The sequence below is a fragment of the Agromyces sp. NPDC058064 genome (assembly GCF_042885275.1).
Lineage (GTDB): Bacteria > Actinomycetota > Actinomycetes > Actinomycetales > Microbacteriaceae > Agromyces.
Genome location: NZ_JBHVSE010000002.1, coordinates 485,290 through 505,333, shown reverse-complemented (window position 1 = coordinate 505,333; position 20,044 = coordinate 485,290). Strand labels below are relative to the sequence as shown.

The window sequence follows — 20,044 nt, the reverse complement described above, 5'->3', positions numbered from 1 at the left end:
GGCCTGCGCGCTCGTGAGCGTGAAGGTCGACGCCGTCGCACCCGTGATCGCAGTGCCCGACGCGTACCACTGGTAGGTGAACGCGGTGCCCGTCGTCCACGTGCCGGTCTTCGCCGTCAGGATCGACCCGACCGCCGCCGTGCCCGAGATCGTCGGCGTCGCGGTCGTCGCGACCTTCGCCGTCGCCGCCGACGACTTGACCGCGCGGGTGTTGCCGCCGACCTTGCCCGTGATGAGCACGGTGACGGTCTTGCCCGCCTGCGCTCCCGTGAGCGTGAAGGTCGGCGCCGTCGCACCCGTGATCGCCGCACCCGACGCGTACCACTGGTACGTGAAGGCGGTGCCCGTCGTCCACGTGCCGGTCTTCGCCGTCAGGATCGACCCGACCGCCGCCGTGCCCGAGATCGTCGGCGTGGCCGCCGCGTACCCGTCGGCCTGCACGAGGATGCCGGCGCTCCGGGCGGTGCTCGGGTGGTAGCCGGGCAGGGTGGCCGTGACCAGCACGGAGACGAGGCGGCCCTGCTGGGCCGACGTCAGGGCGAGGGTCTTGCCGGTCGCGCCGGCGATGTCGCCCGACGAGGTGGACCACTGGTACGCGAACTGCGTGCCCGTCGGCCACGATCCGGACGAGGCGGTCAGCGTCGCGCCGACGACCCCGGTCCCGGTGACGAGCGCCGTGCCCGGCGCGAGCGTGCCCTTGTCCACCGTGCCGATGACGGCGGTGTCCCACGTCGGCACGTAGCCGGCCTTGCGACCCTCGACCCGGACGCTGAGCTGCTTGCCGAGCACGTCGGCCGTCGGCGTGAACCTCGCCGCCGTCGCGCCCGCGATCGCCGCCTCGTTCGCGTACCACTGGTACGCGACGGTGTCGGGCTGGATCTGCCAGCTCGCGGTGACCTGCACCGGCGTCCCGACGACGCGCGGGTAGCTCACGGCCAGGTCGGGCATCCACAGGGCCGCCGAGACGTCGGCGTCGAAGCCCGTGAGCGCGGTGCTCGCAGCGAGCTCGATCGGCGTCGACGTGTCGACCGTGCGCTGGAGCTTCCAGTACTGGTCGGGGTAGGTCCCGGTGTTGAACTGCAGCGCATAGCTGCCGGCGGCGAGGCCCTCGAGGGCGTACGGGCCGTCGGCGTCGACGTGCACGTACGCAGCCGACGACCATGCGCCCGTCGCATCCTGTTGCAGCGCGATGACGTTCGCTCCGCCGGCCGGAACACCCGTGAGCGTCCCCGAGATCGTCGACTCGTCGACGAGCGTCTCGGCGCCGGCGGGTTGCGCCGAGAACCCGATGGCGGAGAGCACGAGCGCGATCACCGCGCCGATGACGATCGCGGCGCGCGGACGCGCCGACACCTGAGCATTCACGCGATGCCTCCCAGCATGCAGGCCGCGACCGGCCCGGCACGGTCGCGAGGAGAGCGGTCAGCTCGGGCCGGGTCGGCTCATTCTCACACAAGCGGAGGACGTTCTCCGCTCGATCGGGAGGATCAGGCGACCTCGTCGACGACCGGCACGAGCAGCCCGCCCACAACGAGTTCGCGCAGCTGCGGTGCGAGCTCGGCCCACAGCTCGGCGGGATCGACCTCGAGGAGGTGCGCGATCGCATCCGAGATCACGCCGGCGGGCAGCTCGCCGTCGGCCGCCCCCACGAACGCGGCGAGCGCGGTGCCCGCATCGACCGCCCGGCCGAAGCCGCCGCCCTGGCGCAGCAGGATGACGGTGGGCTGCTCGGCACCGGGCCAGTGGTGACGCTCCTCGGTGACGTCGGCGGCGACGGTGAGCATGAGCGCCCGCAGGGCCCCCTCGTCGAGGTGGGCCAGCAGGTCGTGGGCGGCGAGCGACCGCGCCAGATGGCCGCCGAGACCGGCCGGATTCGACCCGATCGCCCCGTGCCGGCGCTCGACGCGCGCGAGCGGCGTCGACCCGGACGTCGGGGTCGCCGACGAGGCGCCCCCGTCGTCCGACCGGCGCAGCAGCACGTAGCCGAACCCGACGTGATCGACGCCACGGGCCTCGAAATCGTCGAGCCAGGCGTCGTACAGACGATCGAACTCGGGCGTGCCCTGCCGGGTGCCGCCGTCGCGGATCCACGTCTCGGCGTACTCGGCGACGGCCTGGACCTCGCGCTCGACGAACCAGTGATCGAGGCCGTCCGCCCATGCGGCGGCGCGTTCGAGCCCGTCGGCGTCGCCTCGGTACTCCCAGTTCGCGAGCAGCTGTGCGACGCCGCCCGGTTCGAGGTGCTCGGCCGCACCTCGCACCACGGCCTCGACGAGCGCGTCGCCGACCATTCCCCCGTCGCGGTAGTCGTACTCGGGCACGCCCTCGGTGCGCGGCGTGATCACGAACGGCGGGTTCGACACGATGCGATCGAAGCGCTCCCCCGCGACGGGGTCGAAGAGGCTGCCGAGGCGCAGCTCGACGCCCTCGATGCCGTTCAGCCGGAGATTCAGCCCGGCGAGCACGAGGGCGCGCTCGGAGATGTCGGTCGCGACGACCTCGTCGGCGAACCGCGACGCGTGCATCGCCTGGATCCCGCAGCCGGTGCCGAGGTCGAGGACCCGTCGGGCGGGCGTCGGCAGCATGAGGCCCGAGAGCGTCGTCGAGGCGCCGCCGACGCCGAGCACGTGGTGCTCGCCGAGGGCGTGCCCGAGGGCGAGCTCGCCGAGGTCCGAGAGGATCCACCATTCGACCGCACCGCGTTCGTCGACGAAGGCGTAGGGGCGCAGGTCGAGGGCCGCGGAGACGCGACCGCCCGACTCGCGCACGAGGCCGAGCTCGGCGGCGCCGTCGACGCCGAGCGTCGAGAGCGCCTCCGCGACCTCGGCGACGGGCACCGGGAGCCCGAGCACGAACAGCTCGGCGAGCGCGGCGAGCGGTGCGGATGCCCCGTGCTCGCCCCTGCGGGCGTCGAGCACCCGCCGGGCCGGCACGCGCTCGCCGCGGTGCAGGGCCTCGGCCGCCTCCGCGCCCCAGAGCCGCTCGAGGGCGTCGACGGTGTACCCGGCACGCCGGAGGTCGTCGGCGAGGCGGGCCAGGAGTTCGGTGCTGCGTGCGGGATCCACCCGACCATTCAAGCGCAGCCCGCCGGTGGGCGCGGCGGTCAGCGGGCGGCGGGCGCCGCCTGGAGGAGCTCGAGGAGCAGCGGGAAGGGTCCGAAGCCGTCGTCGATCGTGAGATGCCCGCCGCCCTCGACGACGATCCGCTCGAGCCCGAACCGGGCCGCGAGTCCGTCGGCCTCCACCGGCGAGTACTCGTCGTCGTCGCCTGCCACCACCACGGGCGGCTCGAGGCTCGCCGCGGCGAGCGCGGCGCGCAGCCCGGGTCCGACCTCGGCCGCGGCGACGGCCGGGTCGCCCTCGCCAGCGGCGGACGCGGCCGGCCTCGTGGCAGCGAACGACGCGATCTCGGGAATCGTGGCCAGCACCGCGTCCGACGGCGGTGCGACCAGCACCACGCGCCGCGCGGTGGGCACGTCCTGTCCGGCGGCGGCGCGCGCCGTCGCGTGCGCGACCCAGAGCAGGCAGCCGAGGCTGTGCGCGACGACCGTGAGCTGCTCGGGGTCGGTGCCGCGCAGCTCCGCCTCGAGCGCCGCGAGCCAGTCGGCCCTGAGCGGCGCATCGGGTTCGGGCAGCTGCGGATACCGCACCTCGTGGCCGAGCCCGCGCAGCTCGGCGGCGAGCCAGCGCTGCCAATGCCCCTCGGGCCGGCGATTCTGCCAGCCGTGCAGGATGAGCACCTCGGCCATGGCATCCCTCCGTCCGCCGCGGGCGCGATTCGCCCACGACGCCCATTCAAACCCGCGACGACACCTGCGCGCACGGAGCGCGTCATACACGCGTCATCTGCGCGACATCCCGGATTGCGCCCCGTAACCCGAGCGTCACACGGTGCGCGTAGCGTAGGCGTACGATCGTGGCAGCGAGGGGAGGGCGCACAATGGCAGAGTCACCGGCACCGGCACTCGAACGCCTGCGCCAGGACGCACGCGACGAGCTCGCCGCGCTCATCGAACTGCGCTGCCGGCTCGGCGAAGACCCGTGGGAGTTCCTGCCCGAGCTCCCCTCGGTCGACGAGCAGGTCGTCGCGACCCTCCGCGAGGACCGCCTGCGGTCGGAGGAGTGGGGTCCTGCCCGCTCGCGGGCCTACCACCCCGCCGCACGACAGGGCGAGGCCGCCCGCTTCGAGTTCGACCTCCTGCGCGGCATCGCGCTGGAGCATCCCGAACTGAGCACCGCCGTGTGGTCGGTGCTCGACCGCGTGCCCGCCGGCTGGTGAGCGCCCCGGCGTGGCGTCGCGTCGCTCAGGCCGGGTCGGCGAGCGATTCTGCGCGGCGCCGTTGCACGCGCATCCACGTGAAGAAGCCGAGCAGCGTGAACGCGCCGTAGAACACGTACATCAGCGCCGAGGCGTAGTACCCCGCCGAGACGAGCAGGGGCACGCCGACGATGTCCACGGCCACCCAGATGAGCCAGAACTCCGTCCAGCCCTTCGCCATGCCCCAGGTCGCGAGGAGCGAGCCCATGAAGATCCAGGCGTCGGCCCACACCGGTTCGAACGAGCCGAGCGCGCGGAAGATCGGGGTCAGCACCAGGGTGCCGCCGACGAGGAGCGCGACGAGCAGCAACCGCTCGCGCCCGCTCGCCCATCGCGGGTCGACCGCCGATGCGCCCACCGCCGCATTGCGGTGCCTGGACCACTGCACCCAGCCGTAGATCGAGACGCAGATGAACATCACCTGACGCGCCGCCTGGCCCAGCAGGTTGACCGGGTTGGGGGTGTCGAAGACCGCGCCGAGGAAGACGGTGAAGAGCAGCGCGTTGCCGATGATGCCGACCGGCCACGCCCACACCTTGCGCCGCAGCCCGCCGAGCGCGCTCGCGAGACCGAACAGGTTGCCGACGATCTCGCGCCAGAGGATCACCTGGTCGCCGATGACGAGCTGGGCGTCGAAGAGCCACTCGATCGGGTTCACGGTGCGGCCGACGTGCCGTTCGCCTCGGCCTCCGCCGCCGCGCGGGCGGCCCGCCGACGGGCCCGGAACCCCTCGATCGCGCGCCAGCCGAGGAGGAGGACCGCGAGCGTCACCGTCGCGACGACGATGAACGCCGGGTCGGTTCCCTGACCCGAGGCTGCGCGGAGGGCCATGCCGCCCGCGACGGTCACGACCCACACCACGACGCCGGTGGGCCAGAGCGCGAGCGGCCGGCGCCAGGCGAGCGAGACGAGCCAGCCGACGGCGAGCGCCGCGAGGAACGGCCACCCCGTCTGCCAGATGCCGGCGAGGTCGACGCCCTCCGCGTGGCTGCGGCGCCCGATGACGACGAAGAGCAGGACGAGCACGGCGTCGACGAGGAACGCGGCGACGGCGCCCGAGGCGGTCGGACGGGCCGAGGCGGACGAGCCCGCCGGCTGCGGGGCGCTCTGGCGATTCACCCCTCAATCGTAGAGCCCGGCGGGGCCGGCGCGATCGCCTGCCCCACCGGGCTCGTCCGAGTGCGACTCGGAGTCAGAGCACCTTCGAGAGGAAGGCGCGGGTGCGCTGGTGCTGCGGGTTCGAGAGCACCTCGCGCGGGTCGCCCGACTCGACGACCACGCCGCCGTCCATGAAGACGAGCGTGTCCGCGACCTCGCGCGCGAAGCCCATCTCGTGCGTCACGACGATCATCGTCATGCCGCTCTTCGCGAGCTCCTTCATGACCTCGAGCACCTCGCCGACGAGCTCGGGGTCGAGCGCCGACGTGGGCTCGTCGAAGAGCATCAGCTTGGGCTCCATCGCGAGCGCCCTGGCGATCGCGACGCGCTGCTGCTGGCCGCCCGACAGCTGCGACGGGTAGTAGTCGCTGCGCTCGGCGAGGCCGACGCGGGCGAGCAGTTCGAGCGCGCGCGCCTTCAGCTGCGCCTTCGACAGCTGCTTCTTCAGCAGCGTCGGCGCGAGCATCACGTTCTCGACCGCCGTCATGTGCGGGAAGAGGTTGAAGCGCTGGAACACCATGCCGATGTCGCGACGCTGCTTCGCGGCGTCCTTCGGGTGCAGCTCGTAGATCTTGTCGCCGTGCTGGCGATAGCCCACGAGCTGACCGTCGACCGACAGGCGACCCGCGCTCACGGTCTCGAGGTGGTTGATGCAGCGCAGGAACGTCGACTTGCCCGAGCCCGACGGCCCGACGAGGCACAGCACCTCCCCGCGCTTCACCTCGAGCGAGATCGACCGCAGCACGGTGTTCGAGCCGTACGCCTTCGACACCGCCTCCGCCTTCACCATGGGGGTCTCCGCGGCGTTCATGCGCCACCTCCTGGACGGTTCGAGGGCGGGATGACGCCCGGCAGCTCGCCGGGTTCGACGGCGGCGACCGCGCTGGTCTCGACCGTCGGCTTCTGCGGGGCGGGGCGCTGGTCGACGCCCTTCGCGTAGTGCTTCTCGAGGTAGTACTGGCCGACCATGAGCACCGAGGTGATGGCGAGGTACCAGATCGAGGCGACGATGAGCATCGGCACGGGCTGGTAGGTCTTGGCCGCGATGTCCTGCGTGCGGGTGAACAGCTCGAGCGTGAACGGCACCGCGATGACGAGCGAGGTCGTCTTCAGCATCGAGATGACCTCGTTGCCCGTCGGCGGGATGATCACGCGCATCGCCTGCGGCAGGATGACGCGGCTCATCGTGTGCCACCAGCCGAGGCCGAGCGCGGTGGCCGCCTCCTCCTGGCCGCGGTCGACGGCGAGCAGGCCGGCGCGCACGATCTCCGCCATGTAGGCGGCCTCGTTCAGCGCGAGGCCGATGATCGCGAGGGCGAAGTAGCTCAGCAGGTCGCTCGTGACGATCGAGATCCACGGCTCGTTGCCCGGGATGCCGACGTCGATCGACTTGTAGATGACGCCGACGAGACCCCAGAACACGAGCTGCACGTACACCGGGGTGCCGCGGAACAGCCAGAGGTAGACCCACGCCACCGACTTGACGACGGGGTTCGGCGAGAGTCGCATGACGGCGAGCACGATGCCCAGGACGATCGCGATGACCATCGAGTACACGGTGAGCTGGAGGGTGTACCCGGCGGCTTCGACGACGCGCGTGTCGAAGAGGTACTTGCCGACCTCGGGCCAGTTGTACACCGGCCGGTTGACGGCTGCGTCGACCACGAAGAGGACGACGAGCAGGACGAGCACGACGGCGAGGACGATGCGCCACGGGTGGCGCAGCTTGATGGCCTTGATCGCCTCGGGCGGCGTGTCGCTTCCGGTGCCGGCCGGCGAGGTCTCCGACCCCGCCGGCCGGGACTGCATGTCGGACATGACTGCGGTCGATTCCCGGATCAGTTGGTGGCGCCGTTGATGACCGCCTCGTCGACGGCCCCCGACTCGATGCCCGCGGCCGTCAGGATCTCGAGGTAGGTGCCGTCGTCGATGAGCGACTGGAGCGCGGCCTGCACGGCCTTCGTCATCTCGCCGCCCTTCTGGGTGGCGAAGCCGTAGGGCGCGGCGTCGAACATCTCGCCGACGGCCTCGAGCTGGCCGTCGAGCTTCGCGACCGCGTCGCCGGTGACGGGCAGGTCGGCCGAGAAGGCGTCGGCCTTGCCGTTGACGACGGCGTTGGTCACCTCGGGCTGGCCCTCGAACGGCAGGATCTCGATGGCGGGCTTGCCCGCGTCGACGCACTCCTGGCTGCGGGCGGGCAGCTCGTCGGTGTGCTGGATGGTGCCCGACTGCACGGCGACGGTCTTGCCGCACGCGTCGTCGGGGGTGATGTCGCTGCCTGCGGGAGCGGCCCACAGGCTGCCCGCGTTCAGGAAGTCGACGAAGTCGACCGACGCCTGGCGCTCGACCGTGTCGGTGAACGACGAGGAGCCCATGTCGAGCGCGCCCTCCTGGATGCGGGGGATGATGCTGTCGAAGCTCAGGATCTCCCACTCGGGCTCGAGGCCGAGCTTCGCGGAGACCGCCTCGGCGAGCGTCACGCCCCAGCCGGTGGGGTTGCCCGCGTCGTCCTTGTACTCGTTCGGCGGGTACTCGGCGTCGGTGCCGATGCGCAGCACGCCCGAGTCCTTGACCTCGGCGGGCAGCAGGGCGACCGCGGCGTCGTCGGCCGTGATGGAGGTCGCAGGGGCGTCGCCTCCGGTGGAGCCGCCCTCGCTCTCGGAGTTGTTGACGCAACCCGTGAAGAGCAGGGCCGCAGCGGATGCGACGGCGACCGGCAGGAGAAGTCGGCGGATGTTCATTTTGGTACCTCTGTCGTCACGCGATCATTTGGGACAGGACGGCTGAGCGCAATCGCAGGGCTCCGTCGCCGTACGGAGAGAGCCTAGACCAACGCGAGGGGCACGCATGCATCTCTGCGGATCACGATTCGGCGGCGATTGGAAACGCGCGTTCTGCGCTGGTGAGACGCAAGATTCCGTACTTTCAGCGCGTGCCGCCGCACCATCGCACGCCTCAGCGCGGCGCGGCGGACGATCGATAGGCTTGGCGCACCGTGGGAAGCTACTCCGAACTGCTGAAGACCTCGGGCGTCGCACGCATCATCGCCGCCCAGCTGACGGCGCGCTTCCCGTTCGGGATGCTGTCGCTCGCCTTCCTCCTGCACGTCGAGCAGCAGACCGGCTCGTACGGCGCGGCCGGCCTCGTGCTCGCGGCGACGTCGATCGGGCAGGCCATCGCCGGCCCGTTCACGAGCCGGCTGATGGGGCGCTTCGGCATGCGCCCCGTGCTCATCATCACGCTCGTCGTGTGCGTGACGGGCGTGGTGGCGATCGGGGTGCTGCCGCTGACCGTGCCCCTCTACATGGCGGTCGGATTCATCGCGGGGCTCGCGACGCCGCCGGTGCAGCCCGCGGTGCGCACCATCTACCCCAAGATGGTGAACTCGCGCCAGCTCACGCCCCTGTTCTCGCTCGACGCGTCCGCGCAGGAGATCATCTGGGTGGTCGGCCCCGTCGTGACGACCTTCGTCTCCACGCAGATCGGCACGGTCTGGGGCATCCTGCTGGCCGCATTCATGATGGTCGTCGGGGGCGCCTGGTTCATCTCCTCGCCCGAGCTCGGCCGCGTGCGGATCCCGCGCTCGAAGCGCAAGCTCGGCGTCGTGCTGACCCGCCCGCCGGTGCTCCTCGCGACGGTCGTCGGATTCCTCCTCATCGGCGCCTGCGCCGCGATCGAGGCCGGGGTGGTCGCGGTGTTCGGGCACGACGGCGCCGAGGCCGGCATCGTGCTCGCGATCTTCTCGATCGGCTCGCTCGCGGGCGGGCTCTTCCTGGGCCACGTGCCGATCGGCCCGTGGTCGACGGCCCGCCGCATGTTCATCGTGTTCGCGGGCACGGCGCTCGCGGCGTTCGTCATGGACTTCTGGTGGCTCTCGATCACCCTGTTCATCGCCGGCATCGGCATCGCCCCGGCGCTCGCCGTGCTCTTCGCCATCGTCTCGGCGAGCGTGAAGTTCTCCGACACCGCCGAGGCGTACGGCTGGGTCGGCACGGGCCAGCTCATCGGCGCGGCGCTCGGCTCGGCGCTCGCCGGCTTCCTCATCGACGGCTACGGCGCCCAGGGCGCGTTCTGGGCCGCGACCGGCCTCGCCTTCCTCGGCTTCCTCGTGCCGGCCCTCGCCCGGCGATGGCATCCCGACCTCCGCGGCCGCGACGCGAGCCCCATCCCCGACACCGAACCGGTGCCGCTGCAACCGAGTTAGAGACGGGCAGATGACACGAAACCTCGACCCCGCACCGCTGCTGCCGCTCTCCGACGGCGCGGTGATCCCGCAGCTCGGCTACGGCCTCTACAAGGTGCCGGCCGCCGACGCCGCGCGGCTCAGCCTCGAGGCGATCGAGGCCGGGTACCGGCACCTCGACACCGCCGCCTTCTACGGCAACGAGCGCGAGGTCGGCGAGGCGGTGCGCGCGTCGCCGGTGCCCCGCGACGAGCTCTTCGTCACGAGCAAGGTGTGGAAGGACGACAACGGCTACGACGAGGCGCTGCACGCGTTCGACGCGTCGATGTCGCGGCTGGGGCTCGAGCAGCTGGACCTCATCCTCATCCACTGGCCGGTGCCGTCGACCGACCGCTACGTCGACACGTGGCGCGCGTTCGTACGGCTGCAGGAGGAGGGGCGCGTACGCTCCATCGGCGTCGCGAACTTCCACGCCCACCACCTCGAGCGCATCATCGGCGAGACGGGCGTCGCCCCCGTCGTCAACCAGGTGGAGCTGCACCCGTGGCTGCCGCAGGCCGGGCTGCGCGCGTTCGACCTCGCCCACGGCATCCTGACCGAGGCCTGGTCGCCGCTCGCACGCGGGCGGGTGCTCGACGACCCGGTGCTCGGCGAGCTCGCCGCGCGGCACGGCCGCACGCCCGCGCAGATCGTGCTGCGCTGGCACGTGCAGCTCGGCAACGTCGTCATCCCGAAGGCGTCCTCGCCCGAGCGGATCCGCGAGAACCTCGACGTCTTCGACTTCGAGCTGCGCCTCGGCGACCTCGCCGAGATCGCCGCCCTCGAGAGCGGCGAGCGCACCGGGCGCGACCCCGACGACGACTGAACGCAGCCACTCGGTCACGGCACGGTCACGGCACGGTCACGGCACGGTCACGGCCTGATCACGGCCGAAATCCGATCGTGACCCGACTCCCAGCGGGCATCCAGACATCGCCTCCGGCGCCGGTCGTAGCCTGACCGCATGAGACGACTCGCTCCCGTGGCCGCGGCATCCGCGCTCACCGTTCTGCTCTTCGCCGGGTGCTCGATGGGTTCGGGCAGCGAGAGTTCGGGCGTCCCCGAACCCGCGATGCCGATGCCCGCGGAGGGCGGCGGAGCCGAGCAGCCTGCCGAGGAGGCGAACCCCGACGGCGACGGCGCGACGGCGACCCAGAGCGTCGTCACGACCGGACGGATGTCGATCACCGTCGAGGATCCCCTCGCCGCCGCGGAGGACGCCGCCGACCTGACCGCCGATGCCGGCGGGCGCGTCGAGAGCCGCAGCGAGCAGCCGGGCTCGGGTTCGCTCTCGCCGCGGGCCGAGCTCGTGCTCCGGGTGCCGGCCGACGAGCTCGACGCGGTCGTCGATGAGCTCCGCGAGTACGGCGACGTCAACGGGGTCACGATGAACGAGTCGGATGTCACCGCGGAGCGGAAGGACCTCGACGCACGGATCGAGGCGCTCGGCGCCTCCGTCGACCGTCTCGAGCAGCTCCTCGCCGAGGCGGTGTCGATCAGCGACCTCATCGCGATCGAGTCGGAGCTGACCACCCGCCAGGCCGAGCTCGACAGCCTCACTCAGCAGCGCGACTGGCTCGCCGACCAGGTCGACTACTCGACGCTGACGGTCGAGCTGATCACCGTCGAGACGGCGCCCGACACCGCGCCCGACGACTTCTGGAGCGGGCTCGCGGCCGGCTGGACGGCGCTCGTCGGGTTCGCCTCGGCCCTCGGCGTCGCCGTCGGCGTGCTCCTGCCGTGGATCGCGGTGCTGCTCGTGCTCGCGGCGATCGTCGTGCTCGTGGTCGTGCTCGCGACCCGCGGTCGCCGCCGGGCCGGAGGCGCGGTCGCTTCGACGCCTGCAGCGCCACCGGCGCCCGCCGCGCCGGCCGCGCCGGCGACGCCGACCGCCCCGGCGCCCGCCGCTCCGGCGCCCTCCCCCGAGGACGATCGCCGGGCGTAGTCTGGCGACGTGAGCGCGACGACCGAGAACCCGACGCCCGGATCCACGACGACGTCCCCGACGCCCGAGACGCTGCTCGGCGACGAGCTCCTCGAACGGTTCAGGACGAGGGCCGCCGAGTCCGACCGCGACAACGCCTTCTTCGACGACGACCTCGCCGAGCTGCGCGCGGCCGGCTACCTGACGGCGCTGGTGCCGGCCGAGTTCGGCGGACTCGGCTGGTCGACGCTCGACGTCGTGCGGTCCCAGCAGCGGCTCGCGGGCGCCGCCCCCGCGACGGCGCTCGCGGTGAACATGCACCTCGTGTGGACGGGCGTGGCGAAGGTGCTCCGCGACCGCGGCGACGACACGCTCGAGTTCGTGCTGCGCGAGGCGGGTGCGGGCGAGATCTTCGGCTTCGGCATCAGCGAGGCCGGCAACGACCTCATGCTGTTCGGCTCGCGCTCGACGGCCGACCCCCAGCCCGACGGCGGCTACCGCTATTCGGGGCGCAAGATCTTCACCTCGCTCTCGCCGGCGTGGACGCGGCTCGGCACGATGGGGCTCGACCGCACCTCCCCCGACGCCCCGAAGCTCGTCTACGGCTTCATCGACCGCGAGGATCCCGACGTCAGGGTCCTCGACGACTGGGACACGATGGGCATGCGCGCCAGCCAGAGCCGGACGACGGTGCTGGACGGCGCGTACGCCCCGGCCGACCGCATCGTCCGCCGCCTCGACCCCGGTCCGAACGCCGACCCGCTCGTCTTCGGCATCTTCGCGAACTTCGAGCTGCTGCTCGCCTCGGTCTACACCGGCATCGGCGCCCGCGCCCTCGAGCTCGCCGTCGCCGCGGCGCACCGGCGCACCTCGATGAAGCACGACGGCCGGCCGCTCGCGCACGACCCCGACATCCGCTGGCGCATCGCCGACGCGGCGCTCGCGTACGACGCGGTGCCGCCCCAACTCGAGTCCGTCGCGCGCGACCTCGACGGGCTCGTCGACCACGGCGCCGCCTGGTTCCCGAAGCTCGTCGGGGTGAAGGTGCGGGCGACCGAGACCGCGAAGCACGTCGTCGACCAGGCGGTCAGGGTGGCGGGCGGGTCCAGCTACTTCTCCGGATCCGAGCTCGGCCGGCTCTACCGCGACGTGCTCGCGGGCGTCTTCCACCCGTCCGACGACGAGTCCGCGCACGCGACGGTGGCCAACGCGTGGCTCGGGCCCCTGCCCGAGTGAGCGCGCACGGCGCCGGGCGCTCGGGGCACCGTCGCCCGGCTGGCTAGACTGGGGCAGGCGGCGAACGTCGCCAGCGCACACTGGAGGTCGTTGTGAACGTCGTCGCCACCATCATCGCCCTGGGACTCTTCGTCTTCGGCATGTGGGTCATGAGCATCGCTCCCGAGGTGGCGGGCTTCCAGGCCGCGACCTTCTTCTCCGGCATCCTCGCCGTCTCGCTCGCCCTCGCGATCCCGTTCCACGTCCTCGGCCGCGCCGACGACTGAGCGCGCCGCGAATGACGCTTCCGGCGCACGACACCCGCGTCACCTATCCCGCAGGCGCCCTCGTCGAGCGCGCGACGGTGCTCCACGTCGAGCCAGCCGGTGACGGGCTGCTCGCCGTCGTCACCGACGTCACGGGCTTCCACCCGGTCGACGCCGCCTGGCCCGACCAGCCCGCCGACGAGGGCACCATCACCGTCCTCTCCGACGGCGCGGCCCTGCCCGTGCGCGACGCGGTCGTCGCCGCGAGCGACGGCGAGACGCTGCACCTCGGCGCCGACGTCCCGGTGCGCAAGGGCACCGAGGGCTGGGCGTTCCTCGTCGCGCACCTCGTCGACGCGGGCTCGGCGATCGCCGAGGGCGACGACGTCGAGATCGCGGCGGAGGCCACGATGCGCCGAGCCCTCTCCGCCGGGCACACGGCCTGCCACGCGGCATCCCTCGCACTGAACCTCGCGCTCGAGGGCCGCTGGTCCAAGCCGGCGCGCACCGACGCGCTCGGTCGCCCCGACTTCGACGGCATCGCGATCGCCTCGAGCACGATCGAGCCGCACGGCTCGCTCGACCGGTACCGGCTGAACAAGTCGTTGCGCCGCGCCGGATTCGACGTCGCCGGCCTCGCCGACGAGCTCGACGCCCTCGGCGAGGCCGTCACGGCCACGGTCGGCGAGTGGGTCGCGGCGGGCTCCCCCGTGCGCATCGACCGCGACGGCGAGGGGCTCACCGACCGCAGGCGCTGGGTCGCCGAGCTGCCCGGCGGCACGGCGACGATCGCCTGCGGCGGCACCCACGTGGGCTCGCTGGCCGAGCTCGGCGCCGTCTCGGTCGCCCTCGAGCTCGTCGACGACGCAGGCACGCCGGTGCTCGAGATGCGCACGCGCACCGGCGCCTGACGCGCAGCCGCACCGGGCATCCAGCGCACCGGCGCCGCGCGGCCGAAGCACCGCCGAACGGGGTTACGATTACCGACGTGGGTATTCGCATCGAGAAGGTCGATCTGCCTGGGATCGGCGTGCGTCACGACCTCGTGACCGAAGCCGGGCGCCGCATCAGCGTGGTCTCGCATCGCGACGGCGAGCGCGACCTCGGCGTCTTCGACATCGACGACCCCGACGCGTGCCGCGACTCCGTCGCACTGAACGACGACGAGGCCGCGGCGCTCGCCGACGTGCTCGGCGCCTCCGTGATGCTGAGCCGGCTGACGAGCCTCTCCGACGAGACGGCGGGCCTCTACACCGAGCAGATCGCGCTGCCCACCGACTCCCCCTACCTCAACGCCACGCTGGGCGACACGAAGGCCCGCACCCGCACGCACGCGTCGATCGTGGCGATCGTGCGCGACGGCGGCGTGATCCCCTCTCCGACGCCCTCCGAGTCCCTGCGCGCGGGCGACGTCATCGTCGTCGTCGGCACCCGCGAGGGGCTCGACGGCGTCTCGCGTCTGCTCGCCAACGGACCCGACTGACGCCGGGCCCGGTATGCATGAGACGACGCTCCTCCTCATCGAAGTCGGCGCGCTGCTTCTCGGCATGAGCCTGCTGGGGCGCCTCGCGCTCCTGATCGGCCTGTCGCCGATCCCCTTCTACCTCCTGCTCGGCCTCGCGTTCGGCGACGGCGGGTTCATCCCGTTCGACGCGAGCATCGAGTTCCTGCAGACGGGCTCCGAGATCGGCGTCATCCTGCTGCTCGCACTCCTCGGGCTCGAGTACACGGCGAGCGAGCTCTTCGACAGCCTGAAGTCGGCGCGCAAGCCGGGCATCGTCGACGGGCTGCTGAACGCGCTGCCCGGAGCCGCACTCGCGCTCCTCCTCGGCTGGGGACCGGTCGCCGCGGTGGCGCTCGCGGGCGTCACCTGGGTCTCGTCGTCGGGCGTGATCGCGAAGCTCCTCCGCGACCTCGGGCGCCTCTCGAACCGCGAGACCCCGGCCATCCTCGGCGTGCTCGTCATCGAAGACCTGGCGATGGCGTTCTACCTGCCGGTGCTCTCGGCGATCGTCGTCGGCGTGAGCCTCTGGCAGGGCGCCATCGCGGTCGCGATCGCCGTCGCGGTCGTCACGGTGATCCTCTACATCGCGCTCCGGCACGGGCACCTCGTGTCCCGGCTCTTCCCGGCCGACCACGCCGAGCCGCTGCTGCTCGGCGTGCTCGGGCTCACGATGCTCGTCGCCGGCCTCGCGCAGGAGGTCTCGGTGTCGGCCGCGGTCGGTGCGTTCCTCGTCGGCATCGCCCTCTCGGGCCGGGTGGCGGCGAACGCCAGCCAGGTGCTGACCCCGCTGCGCGACCTGTTCGCGGCGACGTTCTTCGTCTTCTTCGGACTCACGACCGACTCGTCAGCGCTCCTGTCGATGCTGCTGCCCGCCCTCCTGCTCGCGGCGATCACGATCGTGACGAAGCTGATGACGGGCGCCTACGCCGCGAGGCGCGCGGGGGTCGGCACGCTCGGCCAGTGGCGCGCGGGCTTCTCGCTGGCCCCCCGCGGCGAGTTCTCGATCGTCATCGCCGGGCTCGCGGTGAGCGCCGGCGTCGAACCGGCGATCGCCCCGCTCGCGACGGCCTACGTGCTCATCACGATCATCGCGGGCACCTTCCTGGCCCGGCTGCCGGATGCCCCGTGGTTCCGCGCCGCCGTGCGCGCCCGACAGCAGCGCGCACGGCTGTCGGCCTGACGGCCGACGACCCGGCTACTCCCCCGGCTCGGCGTTCGCCACGGCGTCGGCGCGGTCGGCCCGAGCGAGCGCGGCGGCCGCGTCGGGCTCGGCATCGGCGGCGTCGGCCTCGGCGAGCAGTTCGCGCACGCGCGGCACGACCTCGCTGCCATAGCGCTCGATGCTGCCCATCATCGCCTCGTGGGGCAGCGTGCCGTTCGAGTACTTGAGGTCGAAGCGTTCCGCGCCGATGGTGCGCATGGCGGCGGCGATCTTGCGGGCGACGGTCTCGGGCGAGCCCGCGTAGAGCGCGCCGTGCTCCGAGGCCTCGGCCTCGAAGTGCTCGCGGGTCACGGCGCCCCAGCCGCGCTCGCGCCCGATGCGGTCGATGATCACCTGGTAGTGGGGCCACAGCGTGTCGAGCGCCGCCTCGTCGGTGTCGGCGATGAAGCCGGGCGAGTGGATGGCCACCGGCTGCACCGGCTTGCCGAACTGCGCGAGCGCCTTGCGGTACAGCTCGGCGAGCGGTGCGAACCGGGCCGGGCTGCCGCCGATGATCGCGAGCACGAGGGGCAGGCCGTAGTGGGCGGCGCGCACGACCGACTCGGGGCTGCCGCCGACGCCGACCCAGGTCTTCAGGTGCCCGTGCTCGACGGGCGGGTAGACCAGCTGGTTCTCGAGCGGCGGGCGCAGCGCGCCGCTCCACGTCACCGGCTCCTGCTCGAGCAGGGCGGCGAAGAGGCCGAGCTTCTCCTCGAAGAGCTCCTGGTACTGGCTCAGCTCGAAGCCGAAGAGCGGAAAGGACTCGATGAACGAACCGCGACCGAGGATGACCTCCGCACGCCCTCCGGAGAGGCCGTCGAGGGTCGCGAAGCGCTGGAAGACCCGCACGGGGTCGTCGGAGCTCAGCACCGTCACGGCGGAGCCGAGGTGGATGCGTTCGGTGCGCCCGGCGATCGCGCCGAGCACGACCTCGGGTGCGGACACGGCGAACTCGTGCCGGTGGTGCTCGCCGATGCCGAAGAAGTCGAGGCCGAGGCGGTCGGCGAGCACCGCCTCGTCGACGACGTTGCGCAGCACCTGGGCGTGCGACAGCGTCGAGCCGTCGGGGGCCGCCGTGACATCCCCGAAGGTGTCGAGTCCGAATTCGTAGCGCTCGGTCATGCCGGCCCTTCTCTCCGCGTCTGCATGCGTATGCATGCTTCTTGGCGAAACCCGTGACGCCACGAGACTATTCCCCGCTCGCCCCGCCGACCAGCACCCGGGCGGGAATGCGCACCGCACGGCCGACGTTGACTTCCATGTCGACGCATCCATCTCGTGATCGCGCGTCGGGAATGGGAGCATGGAACGGTGACGGAACGTCCGGTGATCGGCATCTTCGGAGCGGGCAAGGTGGGCACCGCGCTCGCCAGGCTGCTCGTCGACGCCGGCTACCGCGTACTGATGTCGGGCTCGCCCCGGCAGACCGCGCTCGAGCTCCTCGTCGGCGTCGTCGCCCCCGGTGCCGAGGTGGTCGCGCCCGAGGTGCTCGTCGCCGAAGCGCGCATCATCATCGTGGCCGTGCCCTTCGGCAAGGCGGGCACCGTGCCGTGGCCCGCGTTCGACGGCCGCATCGTCGTCGACGCCATGAACTACTGGCCCCCGGTCGACGGCAACATCGCCGAGGTCGACGCCGACCCACGCACGACGAGCGAGCAGAACGCCGCCCGGAATCCGAGCGCCCGCGTGGTGAAGTCGCTGAACCATCTCGGCTACCACGAGATGGAGGACGACAGCCTCCCTGCCGGAGACCCGCTGCGCCGCGCGCTCGCGGTCGTCGGCGACGACGACGAGGCGCGCGCCGAGGTCGCCGCGCTCATCGACGCGATCGGCTTCGACCCCGTCGACGGCGGCGCGCTCGCGCACGGCGTCGCCCTCGAGCCCGGCCACCCGGCCTTCGGCCGCGAGCTGTCCGCCGCCGAGCTCGCCGCGCTCCTCACGCCCGTCGCCCACCTCGCCGCCTGACCGACCCCCTACGCTGGTCCCGACGGCTGCCGCGAAGGGGGCTCAGGGTGGATGCTGCGGGGTTGATCGAGCGGCTCGAGGAGCTGGCGAGCGACGACGAGCGGGTGAAGTACCGGCGGTACTTCCCCGACGACCCGTCCGCGCCGTTCATCGGCGTGCGCATGGGCGCCGTCTTCGACCTCGCGAAGTCGGCGATCGACCTCCCGGCCGATCAGCTCGAGACCCTGCTCGAGCAGCCGACGCACGAGGTGCGCGCCCTCGCCTGCAGCATCATGGGCAAGTCTGCTGCGCACCGCGCGAGCGACGAGGCCCGGCGCACCGAGCTCTACGAGCTCTATCTCCGTCGCCACGACCGGATCGACCAGTGGGACCTCGTCGACCTCGCCGCTCGCGACGTCATCGGCGTCCACCTCCTCGAACGCGACCGCGCGCCGCTCGACCGCCTCGCGGCATCCGGCTTCTGGCCCGAACGCCGCACCGCGCTCGTCGCGACATTCGCCTTCCTGAAGCGCGGGCAGGCCGACGACGCCTTCGCCCTCGCCGATCGCCTCGCGCTCGACGAGGCGCCGTTCGTCCAGAAGGCCGTCGGCTGGGTGCTGCGCACCGCCGGCGATCTCGACGGGGCGCGCCTCGTCGAGATCGTCGAGCGCCGCGCGGCGACGATGCCCCGCGTCGCGCTCCGGGCCGCGATCGAGCACCTGCCGAAGGAGGAGCGGACGCGCGTGCTCGCGCTCCGCTGAGCGCAGCGCGTGACGCGCTCAGCCGAGCGCGGTCAGTCGGCGGTGCCGGATGCCTCGTCGCCGCCGATCGGGTGCCGTTCCCGCCGGCGCGCCCCGAGGTCGGCGATGCCGATCGCGAAGGCGATCGCGACGAACACCGCGACCGCAAGCATCCCGACTGCGTACGCGTCGTGGTAGACGACGAGGTCGGGCTCGCCCTCGGACTCGCGGAAGATGGTCGAGTAGAAGAGGGAGAGCGTCACCGCCGTGCCGATCGCGGTGCCGATGCGCTGCCCGAGCTGGCCGACCGAGCCCGCGAGCCCGCCCTGCTTCACCGGGATGTCCATGAGCGTGAGCGTCTGGTTCGGCGAGACGACGAGTCCGCCGCCCGCGCCGCCGATCACCATCGCGCCGGCCATCGCCCACGGCGTGACCTCGGGCGGCGTCACGATCGCGAGGAGCACGAGCAGGCCGATGCCGACGAGCAGCAGCACGAGCCCCCAGACCACGAGCGGCCGGCCGATGCGGTTGACGAGGTTGCCGCCGACCCAGGAGCCCACTGCGCTCATGAGCGCGAAGCCGATGCCGACCATGCCCGCGAAGACCGCCGCGAGGCCGAGACCGTGCTGCAGGTAGAGCGTCGTCAGGAGGAACATCGACGGCATGGCCGCGAAGTAGACGGCCGCGAGCGAGGTGCCGTTGCGGAAGGAGCTCACGGCGAAGAGGTTGAGCGGCACGAGCGGATGCCGGCCGGAGGCGGCGTAGTGGCGCTCCCACGCGATGAACGCCGTCGCGGCGAACACGAAGACGACGAGCACCCACCATCGCGCCGGATCGTCGTCGGGCGAGCCGGTCGTGAAGAGGAACGGCCACATCAGCGAGAGCACCGTGATCGCGAACAGGGTGAGGCCGACGGGGTCGAGCGAGAGCGGCTTGTCGGAGGGGTGCCGCGTCTGCGGCAGCAGCCAGATCGCCAGCGCGATGGCGGCGAGCGCGAGCGGGACGTTGATCCAGAAGATGCCGCGCCAGCCGTCTTCAGGGCCGCCGATCGCGATCATGAGCCCGCCGAGCGTCGGCCCGAACGCGGTCGCGAGTCCGATCGTCGCGCCGAAGAGCCCGAAGGCCTTGCCGCGCTCCTTGCCGTGGAAGAGCTCCTGGATGATGCCGAGCACCTGCGGCATCTGGATGCCGGCCGCGACGCCCTGAAGCAGCCGGGCGATGAGCAGGACGGTCGCGTTCGGCGCGAGGGCCGCGACGAGGCTCGTGAGCGTGAACAGGCTCAGGCCGATGACGAACAGCGTCTTGCGCGAGCGCTGGTCGCCGATGCGCCCGGCCGGCACGAGCGTGAGGCCGAACGTCAGCACGTACCCGGCGACGATGAGCTGCAGCTCGGTCGACCCCGCGTCGAATGCGTCCTCGATGGCCGGCAGGCCGACGTTCACCTTCGAGAGGTCGAGGATCGTGAGTGCCGCGACGGCGACGCACACCCAGAACGCGCGCCAGCGGTGCTGCTCGGAGAGCGGGATGGAGCGGGTGACGGGAGGCACAGACAT

General features: G+C 72.3%; 20 protein-coding genes and 1 pseudogene. 11 read left to right on the top strand and 10 right to left on the bottom strand.

The features are described 5' to 3' along the window. The 3 genes and pseudogenes from ACFVSL_RS08175 to ACFVSL_RS08165 form a co-directional block, all read right to left on the bottom strand. Positions 1-1,365: pseudogene (locus tag ACFVSL_RS08175) on the bottom strand (hypothetical protein); the annotation flags it as partial. Positions 1,366-1,487: 122 nt separating this feature from the next. After that, the gene (locus ACFVSL_RS08170) at positions 1,488-3,065 is read right to left on the bottom strand and encodes a methyltransferase (protein WP_386940051.1); all 1,578 of its coding nucleotides are present in this window, start codon (positions 3,063-3,065) and stop codon (positions 1,488-1,490) included. A gap of 38 nt (positions 3,066-3,103) precedes the next feature. Beyond that, positions 3,104-3,748: an RBBP9/YdeN family alpha/beta hydrolase gene (locus tag ACFVSL_RS08165; protein ID WP_386940049.1), complete on the bottom strand. Its 645-nt coding sequence runs from the start codon at positions 3,746-3,748 to the stop codon at positions 3,104-3,106. A 191-nt stretch (positions 3,749-3,939) separates the two neighbouring features. Here ACFVSL_RS08165 and ACFVSL_RS08160 point away from each other — a divergent pair, with 191 nt between their 5' ends. Further along, positions 3,940-4,278, top strand: coding sequence for a hypothetical protein (locus ACFVSL_RS08160; protein ID WP_386940047.1), 339 nt, complete (start codon positions 3,940-3,942; stop codon positions 4,276-4,278). Between the two features lie 25 nt (positions 4,279-4,303). On the opposite strand, the gene pnuC is transcribed toward ACFVSL_RS08160, so the two are convergent. The 5 genes from pnuC to ACFVSL_RS08135 all read right to left on the bottom strand — a co-directional run bounded on the left by pnuC (position 4,304) and on the right by ACFVSL_RS08135 (position 8,216). Beyond that, positions 4,304-4,975 (bottom strand): nicotinamide riboside transporter PnuC, encoded by a 672-nt coding sequence (gene pnuC / locus ACFVSL_RS08155; RefSeq protein WP_386940046.1) that lies wholly within the window; start codon positions 4,973-4,975, stop codon positions 4,304-4,306. Beyond that, positions 4,972-5,436 carry a DUF3054 domain-containing protein gene (locus ACFVSL_RS08150; RefSeq protein WP_386940045.1) on the bottom strand — a complete coding sequence of 155 codons (465 nt, stop codon included), beginning with the start codon at positions 5,434-5,436 and terminating at the stop codon, positions 4,972-4,974. Before ACFVSL_RS08150 ends, pnuC begins: the two co-directional genes overlap by 4 nt. Positions 5,437-5,509: 73 nt before the next feature. Then, positions 5,510-6,286 carry an amino acid ABC transporter ATP-binding protein gene (locus tag ACFVSL_RS08145; protein ID WP_386940043.1) on the bottom strand — a complete coding sequence of 259 codons (777 nt, stop codon included), beginning with the start codon at positions 6,284-6,286 and terminating at the stop codon, positions 5,510-5,512. Next, positions 6,283-7,284, bottom strand: a complete 1,002-nt coding sequence (locus ACFVSL_RS08140; protein WP_386941127.1) for an amino acid ABC transporter permease — start codon at positions 7,282-7,284, stop codon at positions 6,283-6,285. The genes ACFVSL_RS08145 and ACFVSL_RS08140 overlap by 4 nt, the downstream gene beginning before the upstream one ends. Before the next feature lie 29 nt (positions 7,285-7,313). Beyond that, positions 7,314-8,216, bottom strand: a complete 903-nt coding sequence (locus ACFVSL_RS08135) for an ABC transporter substrate-binding protein (RefSeq protein WP_386940042.1) — start codon at positions 8,214-8,216, stop codon at positions 7,314-7,316. A gap of 254 nt (positions 8,217-8,470) precedes the next feature. On the opposite strand from ACFVSL_RS08135, the gene ACFVSL_RS08130 reads away from it, so the two are divergent. The 8 genes from ACFVSL_RS08130 to ACFVSL_RS08095 all read left to right on the top strand — a co-directional run bounded on the left by ACFVSL_RS08130 (position 8,471) and on the right by ACFVSL_RS08095 (position 15,786). Then, complete coding sequence (locus ACFVSL_RS08130) at positions 8,471-9,679, top strand: MFS transporter (RefSeq protein ID WP_386940041.1); 1,209 nt, start codon at positions 8,471-8,473, stop codon at positions 9,677-9,679. Between the two features lie 10 nt (positions 9,680-9,689). Next, complete coding sequence (locus ACFVSL_RS08125) at positions 9,690-10,523, top strand: aldo/keto reductase (RefSeq protein ID WP_386940039.1); 834 nt, start codon at positions 9,690-9,692, stop codon at positions 10,521-10,523. 138 nt (positions 10,524-10,661) lie between these two features. Further along, a complete protein-coding gene (locus ACFVSL_RS08120) occupies positions 10,662-11,642 on the top strand; it encodes a DUF4349 domain-containing protein (RefSeq protein ID WP_386940038.1) in 981 nt (326 codons plus the stop codon). 9 nt (positions 11,643-11,651) lie between these two features. Continuing rightward, the gene (locus ACFVSL_RS08115) at positions 11,652-12,857 is read left to right on the top strand and encodes an acyl-CoA dehydrogenase family protein (protein WP_386940036.1); all 1,206 of its coding nucleotides are present in this window, start codon (positions 11,652-11,654) and stop codon (positions 12,855-12,857) included. Positions 12,858-12,949: 92 nt separating this feature from the next. Further along, complete coding sequence (locus tag ACFVSL_RS08110) at positions 12,950-13,123, top strand: hypothetical protein (protein ID WP_386940034.1); 174 nt, start codon at positions 12,950-12,952, stop codon at positions 13,121-13,123. A gap of 11 nt (positions 13,124-13,134) precedes the next feature. Then, on the top strand, positions 13,135-14,013 hold the full coding sequence (locus tag ACFVSL_RS08105) for a metal-dependent hydrolase (protein WP_386940032.1): 879 nt from the start codon (positions 13,135-13,137) through the stop codon (positions 14,011-14,013). 77 nt (positions 14,014-14,090) lie between these two features. Next, entirely contained in the window at positions 14,091-14,585 is a 495-nt protein-coding gene (locus ACFVSL_RS08100) for a cation:proton antiporter regulatory subunit (RefSeq protein ID WP_386940031.1), read from the top strand. Between the two features lie 13 nt (positions 14,586-14,598). Next, on the top strand, positions 14,599-15,786 hold the full coding sequence (locus ACFVSL_RS08095) for a cation:proton antiporter (RefSeq protein ID WP_386940029.1): 1,188 nt from the start codon (positions 14,599-14,601) through the stop codon (positions 15,784-15,786). 15 nt (positions 15,787-15,801) lie between these two features. On the opposite strand, the gene ACFVSL_RS08090 is transcribed toward ACFVSL_RS08095, so the two are convergent. Next, the gene (locus tag ACFVSL_RS08090) at positions 15,802-16,929 is read right to left on the bottom strand and encodes an LLM class flavin-dependent oxidoreductase (protein WP_386940027.1); all 1,128 of its coding nucleotides are present in this window, start codon (positions 16,927-16,929) and stop codon (positions 15,802-15,804) included. A 189-nt stretch (positions 16,930-17,118) separates the two neighbouring features. Here ACFVSL_RS08090 and ACFVSL_RS08085 point away from each other — a divergent pair, with 189 nt between their 5' ends. Then, positions 17,119-17,772 carry an NADPH-dependent F420 reductase gene (locus ACFVSL_RS08085; protein WP_386940025.1) on the top strand — a complete coding sequence of 218 codons (654 nt, stop codon included), beginning with the start codon at positions 17,119-17,121 and terminating at the stop codon, positions 17,770-17,772. Between the two features lie 62 nt (positions 17,773-17,834). Continuing rightward, the gene (locus ACFVSL_RS08080; RefSeq protein WP_386940023.1) at positions 17,835-18,512 is read left to right on the top strand and encodes a DNA alkylation repair protein; all 678 of its coding nucleotides are present in this window, start codon (positions 17,835-17,837) and stop codon (positions 18,510-18,512) included. A gap of 32 nt (positions 18,513-18,544) precedes the next feature. Here ACFVSL_RS08080 and ACFVSL_RS08075 read toward each other — a convergent pair whose 3' ends face one another. Then, on the bottom strand, positions 18,545-20,044 hold the full coding sequence (locus tag ACFVSL_RS08075) for an MFS transporter (protein ID WP_386940021.1): 1,500 nt from the start codon (positions 20,042-20,044) through the stop codon (positions 18,545-18,547).

Excerpts from the sequence above, each read along its gene's own strand:
- ACFVSL_RS08125 (WP_386940039.1), top strand. The coding sequence starts at position 9,690 with ATGACACGAAACCTCGACCCCGCACCGCTGCTGCCGCTCTCCGACGGC.
- ACFVSL_RS08140 (WP_386941127.1), bottom strand. The coding sequence starts at position 7,284 with ATGCAGTCCCGGCCGGCGGGGTCGGAGACCTCGCCGGCCGGCACCGGA.
- ACFVSL_RS08165 (WP_386940049.1), bottom strand. The coding sequence starts at position 3,748 with ATGGCCGAGGTGCTCATCCTGCACGGCTGGCAGAATCGCCGGCCCGAG.
- ACFVSL_RS08095 (WP_386940029.1), top strand. The coding sequence starts at position 14,599 with ATGCATGAGACGACGCTCCTCCTCATCGAAGTCGGCGCGCTGCTTCTC.
- ACFVSL_RS08145 (WP_386940043.1), bottom strand. The coding sequence starts at position 6,286 with ATGAACGCCGCGGAGACCCCCATGGTGAAGGCGGAGGCGGTGTCGAAG.
- ACFVSL_RS08075 (WP_386940021.1), bottom strand. The coding sequence starts at position 20,044 with ATGTCTGTGCCTCCCGTCACCCGCTCCATCCCGCTCTCCGAGCAGCAC.
- ACFVSL_RS08090 (WP_386940027.1), bottom strand. The coding sequence starts at position 16,929 with ATGACCGAGCGCTACGAATTCGGACTCGACACCTTCGGGGATGTCACG.
- ACFVSL_RS08120 (WP_386940038.1), top strand. The coding sequence starts at position 10,662 with ATGAGACGACTCGCTCCCGTGGCCGCGGCATCCGCGCTCACCGTTCTG.
- ACFVSL_RS08105 (WP_386940032.1), top strand. The coding sequence starts at position 13,135 with ATGACGCTTCCGGCGCACGACACCCGCGTCACCTATCCCGCAGGCGCC.
- ACFVSL_RS08135 (WP_386940042.1), bottom strand. The coding sequence starts at position 8,216 with ATGAACATCCGCCGACTTCTCCTGCCGGTCGCCGTCGCATCCGCTGCG.
- ACFVSL_RS08160 (WP_386940047.1), top strand. The coding sequence starts at position 3,940 with ATGGCAGAGTCACCGGCACCGGCACTCGAACGCCTGCGCCAGGACGCA.